A 10,760-nucleotide genomic window follows, 5' to 3' on the forward strand; every position below is an offset into this window, starting at 1 on the left:
CTTCCTTTTCTTTTGGAAAATAGCAGAGCTTTTACCTGAATGTCTTCTATTATAGCATCTTTTCATCTGATTTTCAGACTCTACACCAAAGCCCTATTTCATAATATCTCCCCACTTACTGAGATCATCAATAAATGCCTTACTTTTCAAATGTAAACCGACATAATCCTCATAGATAGCATCGACAAACTGCCTTAATTTAGCTTTCATATCTTCCTTGAGTGAAATACTCCTTAACTCATCAAAAGAGATGGATTGAAAGCGATCCAGTAAAAAAGGAACATTGGGATCCAAATAAGCCCGTTTATCATCCTTATCATAGTGGTCCGGGCAAAGAAGCCCTGAATAACGAAAGGAAAAATCGAAAGGCAAACCAACACGATGACAAAAAACACACTCATGAAAATTCAACTGAACCCCGAAGCGTTCCAATATTTGAATCTCAAAAATCAAGGTCAGCACTTCATAGTCTAAGCCGTCATCCATCAAACCTAACGTTTTTTCTAAAAAAGCAAATAATGGCGCATCCACCTGATTATCTGGAATGGCAGCATCCGCTAAGGCCATAATATAGGTTGCATAGGATAATTTAAACAAATCTTCATTAATAGACTTATAGATCATTACTTCCCGAAAATCATCAATATAAGACAGACCACTGTCATTTAATTTCAGAAGAAAATCAGCCACAGTAAGTGGCTGAATGACCGCAGATAATTTAGAATTTCTCACATGTTTCACGAAAAACATTCGTTTCCCATCTGTTTCAGTAAAAATTTTAACCAACTTATCTGATTCACGAAAATCTCGATTATAGAGGACTATCCCCCTAGCGTCTTTACTTATCATTTGTTGTCATGAATTCTTTCAAACGTTTCATTGCTTCTTGGATAACTCCCATACTTGCTGCGTAAGAAATTCGCAAGTAGCCTTCACCATACGGACCAAAAGCAACACCTGGAATCAAAGCAACAGCCTTATTATGAGCTAGTTTCTCAAGAAAAGCATAAGAATCTTTACCAGTTTCACCAGGAATTTTGGCCCAAATATAGAAAGCTCCATCAGGACTAACCACGTCAAAACCAAGCTCCATCAAAGCTTCCACAATAACATCTCGGCGTTTACGATATTCATCACGCATTGGAAGAGCATCATCCTTACCATTTGTAAGAGCTTCTAGAGCCGCATACTGCGTAATAGTTGTTGCTGACGTCACCAAATACTGGTGAGTTTTGACCAATTGAGCGCACAATGACTGATTGGCAAAAATAAAGCCCAAACGCCATCCCGTCATAGCATGAGATTTTGACAAACCATTGATAACAATCGTTTGTTCTGGAAGATACTCCCCAATAGAAACATGCCCCTCCTCGGTGTAGGTAATTTCTGAGTAAACCTCATCTGAAACAACATAGATAGGGTACTTACTGATAACATCAGCCAAAGCTCGAATTTGCTGCCTTGTGTAAACAACACCTGTTGGGTTGGCAGGTGAGTTAAGAATAACAGCCTTCAATTTATTACCTTGAGCTAAAATCGCTTCTTCAAGAACCTCCGCAGTCAAAATAAAGCCTGTCTCAGATGTATCCAGCTCGATAAATTCACCACCATACATTTTTGTAAGGGCTTCATAAATAGGAAAACTAGGTCCAGGGGATAAAACGGTATCACCAGGTTCCAAAATAGCTGCAAGACTGGCTGAAATAGCCTCAGTAGCCCCAATTGTGGTTAAAATTTCTGATTCTGGGTCATACGTCAAATTGTACTTTTCTTTAACAAAGTCAGCTGCGGCTTGACGAAGTTCTAAAAGGCCAGCCATTCCGGTATAATGACTCTTATCTTCATCAATCGCTCTCTTTGCAGCCTCTTTAATGTGCTGAGGAGTCGGAAAATCAGGCTCACCCAAAGTCATTCGAAGCATCCCTGGAATCCCTGAAATAGATTGATCAAATTGACGAATCAAGGAGACCTCTAACTGATCTAAATTGTGATTATAACGTTGGCTGACATCCATAGTTAGACTCCTTTTGAATATAATACCCTTATTATACAAAAAATTCTGAAAGAGTGCACAGTTCCCTTAATCAAACAAACATATCAAACTGACATAAAAACAGAACAAAAGGACTTGAAAAAGCGCACCATCAGTTAACAATACTTTTCTAAGCTGTTTTGGATATAAGCTCATACTTTCTCAAAAGGATTATACTCCGATGAGTGGGAAGAAAGTGGTAACTATTTATAAGCTTGCTCTTTGCCTAAGACTTTTAGCCTACCCAGTCGATGAAATCTGGCACCGTTCATAACAATAGTGATAATGTGTCTAACTTTGACAATGAGGCCTTTTAAAGCGCCTCTAGTTATAACATCTTCACAAGTCATCAGATCTACGAACTCACCACCTTTTCAAATTCGCCTCTAAAGACAGCTACTGGTATCTTCTGTCAAATACGTTACTGACTATAAATGGCCCTCTTAATCAGCGATCCTACTCTCGGAAAAATAGGTGTCAAATCTAGTTTCAGCAATACTAATACCTGTTTTACCATGATTTTCTTAGTCAAAAAGGATTTCGCCCATCCATATCTCGCAATAATAACAGTCCTCATAATGGCATGATGGAAGCTTTCTTTCACATACTAGAATCGAAAATATGTTACGGCTTTGAGAAGATAGTTAAGTCACTCAACGAGTTCAAACAAGCCAGTTTATAAATGACAGTGAGTATTCCAATAATAAAAACGCATTAAACCGCATTAAGAGTAGTAGTGGGGAAGTATCCGACAAGAGTGAATATTCACTCCTTTTTCGTTATATTAAAGAAGAGGTGTCTTGTTAAGTCGCTGAGTTCTTCCGGCGCTAGACGCCGTAAACAAAATTGAAAAGACAATCGCAAACGACTCCAACTAAGCCACAGGCGATTATCTGTCTCATTCGAACAAGGTATTGTCTCATGACGTATCACAAGTTTTACAATTATTGTTCTACCCAAAATCCCTAAAACTACTTATACTCTATCATTGTAACTCCTATTTTAAGACAAAATATTGTTCTCGTGTCTCTTTTTGAAGATACCGTATCAGAAATAGGACAATGGTCTATCAATGACTGCCGTCTTAAAACATAGTTTTCATCAAAAGCCTTGATAAGCTTAACAAATGGTAGAAAAGGACTCAACCTTATTCAATACAGGACTAAATCCTTTCAATAATTATTTGTCTAACTTTCTGGGATCAACACAAAATGGTGTTTAATAAGTCGTTCTTTCCCAGATAAAATAAAAAAAGCTGAAGAAAACAACCGAAATGGACATTTTCTTCAACCTGAAAGAATTTCATCAAAAGAATCCTTTTAACCATAATAAACTTATTTCTTAGCTGATAATTCAAATAGTGGAGATAGAGGACGTTTTTCATGAATACGCACAATGGCATCACCAATCAACTCAGCAATTGAAATTTGTTCAATCTTATCAATCAAACGTTCTTCAGGGAGGTAAATCGTATCTAAAACAACAAGTTTTTCAATAGCTGATTTTTGGATATTATCCAAAGCTGGTCCAGAAAGAACAGGATGCGTACATGACGCATAGACACGAGTTGCACCTGCTTCTGCTAAAGCATCTGCCGCATGGCAAATAGTACCGGCCGTATCAATCATATCATCAATCAAAATACATGTCTTGCCTTCAATATTACCAATGATGTTCATCACTTCACTAGTATTCATTTTATCCACACTACGACGCTTATCGATAATCGCAATAGGGGTATGCAAGAATTGGGCTAACTTACGGGCACGTGTCACACCACCATGGTCAGGACTAACCACAACCACGTCATCACCAATTAAACCTTGACGATCAAAGTAATCTGCAATAAGTGGTGCCCCCATAAGATGATCTACAGGGATATCAAAGAACCCTTGAATTTGCGAGGCATGAAGATCAACAGTCAAAAGACGATCAACTCCAGCAACCTCTAACATGTCTGCTACTAATTTTGAGGTAATAGGCTCACGAGACCGTGCTTTGCGGTCCTGACGGGCATAACCATAGTAAGGCATCACAACATTAATGGTTTCCGCACTCGCACGTTTCAAAGCATCCACCATAATCAAGATTTCCATTAGGTTATCATTGACCGGTGAGCTTGTTGATTGCAAAATAAAGACATGATGTCCACGGATTGACTCTTCAATATTTACTTGAATCTCACCATCAGAAAACTGACGAACAGTTGATTTTCCAAGACTAATGCCAATATTTTCAGCAACTTTTTCTGCTAATTCTTTGTTTGATGATAATGCAAACAACTTTAAATTAGAATAAGACATGATTTCCTCCATCTATTTAGTCCACCCCTATTCTACCGTTTTTAAGGCTTTTTTTCAAACAATATTGTATAGAGGAATTACTCAATTAAGCAAGCACAAATTACTCTCAATCAAGTTTTTCATTTCTTCACTTCTAATATAGAACAGATATTGAATTATAGTCACTGGTGGAATCGCCACCGGATTTATAGTAGCCTCAAGTACCAAACACCAATGACCAGACGTTTAGCCATTTAGAAAAAGCACTTTATAAAATTTGTACAGAAATGTGTTGTCTTTTCATCTCAATAAGATATTCAAACTAGTTCCTGAGTTAAAAAATTATTACAACCTTTACCAGTTACTCCTTTTTCACCTACAAAAAAAGAATATCTATCGATTCTTTGGTTTCATTCATGAGGCTTTACCTCATCTCAATCACACCTTCAAAACTGTGTTAAACATCTTTATTCGCTATTACGACTATATGGAGCTTCTTCCTTATTCTAACGCTAAGTTAGAAGCCACCAACAAACTTATCAAAAACACCAAGCACCATACTTTTGGTTATCGGAAGTTTGAAAACTTCAAAAAACGGATTTATCTTGCTTTGAACACAACAAAAGAGAAGACCAAACTGGTCCTCTCTCGGTGTTAACTATAAGGGCTCTATAATTTCTGTAGTGGGTAAATTCTTCTCGGAGATTATGGAGCCTTTTTGAATATAGCAAAAAAGTCCCATATGACTTATAATGAAGAGCAACCAAACCACTCATTAGAAAGACTCATATGGAACAACTAGATTATATCAAAGATTCACTTGACATTAAAGATCCTAACATCACTTTTGAAAAGACATTTGACAAGTTCTTCATTCACAGAGAGTATCATGCCAAGTTAGATTATGATGCCCCGCAATGCCCTGATTGTCAAGGAAAAATGACAAAGTACGATTTCCAAAAGCCTTGCAAAATTCCCTATCTGGAAATGGCGGGTTGTAAAGTACTGATTCGTCTCAAAAAGCGTCGCTTCAAATGTCAAGCGTGTGGGAAAATGACTGTCGCTAAGACCTCTCTCGTCAGAGAAAATCATCAGATTCCCAACATCATTAACCACAAAATCACCGACAAACTCATGAGTCGTGAGGCAATGACAAAAATCGCTGAAGACCTGTCTGTCTCTGTCTCAACCGTCTATCGGCAACTCAACCGCTTTGAATGCAAGACCGATTTAACCTGGTTACCTGAGAACATGTCCTGGGATGAGTATGCTTTCAAGAAGGGAAAGATGAGCTTTATTGCCCAAGATTTCGATGCTAATAAGATTATCGCTATCCTTGATGGGCGGACGCAAGCTGTCATCAGAAATCATTTCATGCGGTATTCTCACAAGGTGCGCAGTCGTGTCAAAGTCATCACCATGGATATGTTTAGTCCCTATTATGACATCGCTAAGCAACTGTTTCCTAAGGCGAAGATTGTTCTCGATAGGTTCCACATTGTTCAACAGTTATCTCGTGCCATGAACCGTTTCCGTATCCAAATCATGAACCAATTTGAGCATCAATCTTACGAATATAAGGCCTTGAAACGTTACTGGAAACTCATCCAACAAGATAGTCGTAACCTAAACGATAAACGATTTTATCGCCCGACTTTTTGCATGCACTTGACCAATCAAGAGATTGTGCAACGTCTTTTGAGCTACTCTGATGAGCTACGTCACCACTATGAACTCTTCCAATGCCTTCTCTTTCATTTCCAAGAAAAGCAGGAGAAACACTTCTTTGAACTCATTTCTGATACCATCAAACAGGTCCATCCCATCTTCAAGACCGTCTTGTCAACCTTTCTAAAAGACAAAGAGAAGATTATTAATGCTCTGAAACTACCTTATTCCAATGCCAAACTAGAGGCCACCAACAACCTTATTAAAGTCATTAAGCGAAATGCTTTTGGCTTTAGGAAGATGAAAACTTCAAAAAACGGATTTATCTTGCTTTGAACACAACAAAAGAGAAGACCAAACTAGTCCTCTCTATGTGTTAGCTGTTCATCTACCCATTACAGTTGATAAATAGCCATTAATATTATCTTGGATAAATGTAAACAGCAGAACCTTGGTAAGTAGCTGTTGGATTAAACCATCCACGATAATTTCCAATAGAAAGATTACCGTTGAAGTTTGACTCCATAACTTGGATACGAGTAGAACTTTCAACTGCAACAACTACAGCGACGTGACCATATCCACCATCATTCCATACAGCAATAGAGCCAACAGTAGGTGTTGAACCAACACTGAAACCAGCTGATGCAGCTGATGAAGCCCATTGTCCACCATTTCCCCAGTTATTACCAGCCCAAGGAGCAAGTGATTTCGCCCCCCAAGTACATTGACCAACAGGATAAGTGTTACCAGCAGTATTAACCGTAGGTGTTACTGTTGCACGTGTTGAAGCTGAAACAGTACGGGTTGGAGTAGCTGATGCAGATTGGGTTGGTTGTGGCGCTGTAGATTGAGCAACACGAGTTGGTGCTTCTGAAGCTGTTTGTGATGCTGGAGTTGTCACAGAAGTAACAGCAGCTGATGAAGTAGACACTTGCGCAGCTTGTGATGCTGCAGCTTCTGAGGCTTGTTGCGCTTCGATAGCAGCAGTACTTGCTGAAGCGGCAGCCATTGAATCAGCAGCTCTTCTTGCAGCAACGGCTGATTCTGAAGCCGCTGTTTCTACTGCAACTGATTCTGAAGCTGCGGCGCTAGCACTTTCTGAAGCGGCAACTTCTGAAGCTACAGCTGACGCTGAAGCGGCAGCTTCAACCATTGATACTGATTCTGAAGCTGAAACAGAAGCGGCAACTGATTGAGAAGTAGAAACAGAAGCAGCAACTGATTCAGCAGTTGATTTTTCAGCAACAAGTACAGATTTTTCACCTTCTGCAGTAGCTAATTCAACGGCAAGTGTAGCTTGAGCAGCCTCCAATTGAGCTTGTTGGGTTTCCAAGCTTGATTTATTAGCTGCAAGTGTTTCTTGATTTGCAGCAATAGTGTTAATAGCAGCTTGATTAGCTTTTTGTTTTTCAGCAAGCGTAGCTTTATCAGACTCTTGTTTCTCTAACATAGTATGATTAGCAGAAACTACTTCACGAATAGCTACCACTTTGCTAATAGCTTCAGAAATAGATTTTGAATTGATAATAGTGTTAATGTAGCTTGTTGCAGTATTTTGTTTTTGTGCACTACGTGCTTGTTTTTTCAAAGATTCATTACGCGCAACAATCTTTTCAGATAACGTTTGAATTTCAGTTGATAATGTCGCAGATTTTTCTTTTAAAGCTGCATTTTGAATTTCTAAGTCAGCTTGATGAGCTGATAGAGTACCTACTTGAGCTTGAATTGATTCAACTTCTAATTTCGCAGCGGCTTGTTGGCTAGTTAGATTAGCAATAGCATCATCCTTTGCTGCAATTTTCGTATCATAATCTTCTGCGTTTACAGATACAGTTGTTCCAAGCGTAACTCCACTCAATAAAACAGCTGACAAAATTCTTTTCTTCATGATTAAAACTACTCCTTCGTAATTAAGACAATAAACATTTTACCAAAAAAAACAACAAACTATATTACGCCATTATTACAATTTCATTGAAATCGTAAGGCTAACCATACCACTGAATATAAAAGCACTATAATTTCTGTAGTGCCTAACTTCATTTTATAACTTTCAAGTGTAATAATTGCGGAAAAATGGGTCTCACTAAAACTTCGCTGGTCGAGAAAACCATCAAATACCCGTCGTTATTGTCAATCACAAAATGGATCAAAAACTGATTGAAAAGGTATCTATGTTTCCTATTGCTGAGAGCTTGGCAGAGTCTGCTTCAACGCCCATTCGTAAACTGAAAGAATTTCAGTTCAAGACATGCCTGACCTGACTTCTTTCGGCTCTATAATTTCTGTAGTGGGTAAATTCCCATCGGAGATTATGGAGTCTTTTTGAATATAGCAAAAAAGTCCCATATGACTTATAATGAAGAGCAACCAAACCACTCATTAGAAAGACTCATATGGAACAATTAGATTATATCAAAGAGTCGCTTGACATTAAAGACCCTAACATCACTTTTGAAAAGACATTTGACAAGTTCTTCACTCACAGAGAGTATCATGCCAAGTTAGATTATGATCCCCCTCAATGCTCTGTTTGTCAAGGAAAAATGGCAAAGTACGACTTCCAAAAGCCATGCAAAATTCCCTATCTGGAAATGGCGGGTTGTAAAGTACTGATTCGTCTCAAAAAGCGTCGCTTCAAATGTCAAGCGTGTGGGAAAATGGCTGTCGCTAAGACCTCTCTCGTCAGAGAAAATCACCAGATTCCCAACATCATTAACCACAAAATCACCGACAAACTCATGAGTCGTGAGGCAATGACAAAAATCGCTGAAGACCTGTCTGTCTCTGTGTCAACCGTCTATCGGCAACTCAACCGCTTTGAATGCAAGACCGATTTAACCTGGTTACCTGAGAACATGTCCTGGGATGAGTATGCTTTCAAGAAGGGAAAGATGAGCTTTATTGCCCAAGATTTCGATGCTAACAAGATTATCGCTATCCTTGATGGGCGGACGCAAGCTGTCATCAGAAATCATTTCATGCGGTATTCTCACAAGGTGAGCAGTCGTGTCAAAGTCATCACCATGGATATGTTTAGTCCCTACTATGACATCGCTAAGCAACTGTTTCCTAAGGCTAAGATTGTTCTCGATAGGTTCCACATTGTTCAACATTTATCTCGTGCCATGAACCGTTTCCGTATCCAAATCATGAACCAATTTGAGCATCAATCTTACGAATATAAGGCCTTGAAACGTTACTGGAAACTCATCCAACAAGATAGTCGTAACTTAAACGATAAACGGTTTTATCGTCCAACTTTTCGCATGCACTTGACCAATCAAGAGATTGTGCAACGTCTTTTGAGCTACTCTGATGAGCTACGTCACCACTATGAACTCTTCCAATGCCTTCTCTTTCATTTCCAAGAAAAGCAGGAGAAACACTTCTTTGAACTCATTTCTGATACCATCAAACAGGTCCATCCCATCTTCAAGACCGTCTTGTCAACCTTTCTAAAAGACAAAGAGAAGATTATTAATGCTCTGAAACTACCTTATTCCAATGCCAAACTAGAGGCGACCAACAACCTTATTAAAGTCATTAAGCGAAATGCTTTTGGCTTTAGGAACTTTGAAAACTTCAAAAAACGGATTTATCTTGCTTTGAACACAACAAAAGAGAAGACCAAACTGGTCCTCTCTCGGTGTTATACTCAATGAAAATCAAAAACAAACTAGGCAACGCCGATACAGATAGAACTAAAGTTCATCAAATCATGTCAAGAAGGTCTGCCTTTGATTTCGAAGAGTATTAAAAACCACCGTCAACAGACAATGGTTACAGAAAGTTAGTTTTTGATTTTGGATGAGTATTAGCTATAAGTCAACTCACTACAGTTGACAAAGAGCCAAAAAATGAGCCAATTTTAAACGGAGAATAAGGGATTCGAACCCTTGCGCCAGTTACCCGACCTAACGATTTAGCAAACCGTCCTCTTCAGCCTCTTGAGTAATTCTCCTAATGGGCACGAGTGGACTCGAACCACCGACCTCACGCTTATCAGGCGTGCGCTCTAACCACCTGAGCTACGCGCCCAAGCAACATAGCTTGGAATATAAATAACTTTATAAAGCGGGTGACGAGAATCGAACTCGCGACAACAGCTTGGAAGGCTGTAGTTTTACCACTAAACTACACCCGCTAAAATGGCGCGAGACGGAATCGAACCGCCGACACATGGAGCTTCAATCCATTGCTCTACCAACTGAGCTACCGAGCCAATTTAAATCTTCTATTGCGGGAGCAGGATTTGAACCTACGACCTTCGGGTTATGAGCCCGACGAGCTACCTAGCTGCTCCATCCCGCGATAATCTATTAAAAAGGAGGATGTGGGATTCGAACCCACGCACGCTTTTACACGCCTGACGGTTTTCAAGACCGTTCCCTTCAGCCAGACTTGGGTAATCCTCCAAAATGATGGACCTTGTAGGACTCGAACCTACGACCGCTCGGTTATGAGCCGAGTGCTCTAACCAGTTGAGCTAAAGGTCCAAGCAACAAACCAAAATAGCGGCGGAGGGGATCGAACCCCCGACCTCCCGGGTATGAACCGGACGCTCTAGCCAGCTGAGCTACACCGCCAAATATCGGGAAGACAGGATTCGAACCTGCGACCCCTTGGTCCCAAACCAAGTGCTCTACCAAGCTGAGCTACTTCCCGAAATATGCACCCTAGAGGAGTCGAACCTCTAACCGCCTGATTCGTAGTCAGGTACTCTATCCAGTTGAGCTAAGGGTGCTCTATATTAAATTAATGCCGAGGACCGG

Annotated in this window: 6 protein-coding genes, 11 tRNA genes and 2 pseudogenes (1 of these 19 cut by a window edge); 4 read left to right on the forward strand and 15 right to left on the reverse strand. The window is 39.7% G+C overall.

The genetic code is table 11. From position 1 onward, the window contains the following. Nucleotides 1-93 precede the first annotated feature (93 nt). The 3 genes from recO to A2G56_RS06890 all read right to left on the reverse strand — a co-directional run bounded on the left by recO (nucleotide 94) and on the right by A2G56_RS06890 (nucleotide 4,335). Nucleotides 94-849, reverse strand: a complete 756-nt coding sequence (gene recO / locus A2G56_RS06880; protein ID WP_062710711.1) for a DNA repair protein RecO — start codon at nucleotides 847-849, stop codon at nucleotides 94-96. After that, complete coding sequence (locus A2G56_RS06885; protein ID WP_062710714.1) at nucleotides 839-2,014, reverse strand: pyridoxal phosphate-dependent aminotransferase; 1,176 nt, start codon at nucleotides 2,012-2,014, stop codon at nucleotides 839-841. The genes recO and A2G56_RS06885 overlap by 11 nt, the downstream gene beginning before the upstream one ends. Before the next feature lie 1,352 nt (nucleotides 2,015-3,366). After that, complete coding sequence (locus A2G56_RS06890; RefSeq protein ID WP_062710717.1) at nucleotides 3,367-4,335, reverse strand: ribose-phosphate diphosphokinase; 969 nt, start codon at nucleotides 4,333-4,335, stop codon at nucleotides 3,367-3,369. Between the two features lie 283 nt (nucleotides 4,336-4,618). Here A2G56_RS06890 and A2G56_RS06895 point away from each other — a divergent pair. Next, nucleotides 4,619-4,972 (forward strand): annotated as a pseudogene (locus A2G56_RS06895) (transposase); the annotation flags it as partial. 131 nt (nucleotides 4,973-5,103) lie between these two features. Beyond that, nucleotides 5,104-6,362, forward strand: a protein-coding gene (locus tag A2G56_RS06900; RefSeq protein ID WP_099091476.1) for an ISL3 family transposase whose coding sequence is annotated in 2 segments (ribosomal slippage) — nucleotides 5,104-6,283 and nucleotides 6,283-6,362 — 1,260 coding nt in all. Because the reading frame shifts where the segments join, the coding sequence is not laid out codon by codon here. 41 nt (nucleotides 6,363-6,403) lie between these two features. Here A2G56_RS06900 and A2G56_RS06905 read toward each other — a convergent pair. Then, nucleotides 6,404-7,873, reverse strand: a complete 1,470-nt coding sequence (locus A2G56_RS06905; protein ID WP_062710725.1) for a CHAP domain-containing protein — start codon at nucleotides 7,871-7,873, stop codon at nucleotides 6,404-6,406. 164 nt (nucleotides 7,874-8,037) lie between these two features. Between A2G56_RS06905 and A2G56_RS10780 the strand changes: the two are divergent. Continuing rightward, nucleotides 8,038-8,243: pseudogene (locus A2G56_RS10780) on the forward strand (ISL3 family transposase); the annotation flags it as partial. 138 nt (nucleotides 8,244-8,381) lie between these two features. After that, nucleotides 8,382-9,650 carry an ISL3 family transposase gene (locus tag A2G56_RS06910; RefSeq protein WP_062710728.1) on the forward strand — a complete coding sequence of 423 codons (1,269 nt, stop codon included), beginning with the start codon at nucleotides 8,382-8,384 and terminating at the stop codon, nucleotides 9,648-9,650. 211 nt (nucleotides 9,651-9,861) lie between these two features. Here A2G56_RS06910 and A2G56_RS06915 read toward each other — a convergent pair. From A2G56_RS06915 to A2G56_RS06965, 11 genes are all read right to left on the reverse strand, one after another. Further along, nucleotides 9,862-9,949: transfer RNA gene (locus A2G56_RS06915), tRNA-Ser, on the reverse strand. Nucleotides 9,950-9,952: 3 nt separating this feature from the next. Continuing rightward, nucleotides 9,953-10,026: transfer RNA gene (locus tag A2G56_RS06920), tRNA-Ile, on the reverse strand. Nucleotides 10,027-10,061: 35 nt separating this feature from the next. After that, nucleotides 10,062-10,132: transfer RNA gene (locus A2G56_RS06925), tRNA-Gly, on the reverse strand. A gap of 5 nt (nucleotides 10,133-10,137) precedes the next feature. Further along, nucleotides 10,138-10,210, reverse strand: a tRNA-Phe gene (locus tag A2G56_RS06930). 15 nt (nucleotides 10,211-10,225) lie between these two features. Further along, nucleotides 10,226-10,299: transfer RNA gene (locus A2G56_RS06935), tRNA-Met, on the reverse strand. Between the two features lie 14 nt (nucleotides 10,300-10,313). Then, nucleotides 10,314-10,403, reverse strand: a tRNA-Ser gene (locus tag A2G56_RS06940). 7 nt (nucleotides 10,404-10,410) lie between these two features. Beyond that, nucleotides 10,411-10,484 (reverse strand) — tRNA-Ile (locus tag A2G56_RS06945). Nucleotides 10,485-10,500: 16 nt separating this feature from the next. Further along, a tRNA-Met gene (locus A2G56_RS06950) sits at nucleotides 10,501-10,574 on the reverse strand. A 5-nt stretch (nucleotides 10,575-10,579) separates the two neighbouring features. Then, nucleotides 10,580-10,653: transfer RNA gene (locus A2G56_RS06955), tRNA-Pro, on the reverse strand. Between the two features lie 5 nt (nucleotides 10,654-10,658). Further along, nucleotides 10,659-10,732 (reverse strand) — tRNA-Arg (locus A2G56_RS06960). 15 nt (nucleotides 10,733-10,747) lie between these two features. Continuing rightward, nucleotides 10,748-10,760, reverse strand: a tRNA-Leu gene (locus A2G56_RS06965); it runs 73 nt beyond the window's last position.

The organism is Streptococcus halotolerans, assembly GCF_001598035.1.
GTDB lineage: Bacteria > Bacillota > Bacilli > Lactobacillales > Streptococcaceae > Streptococcus > Streptococcus halotolerans.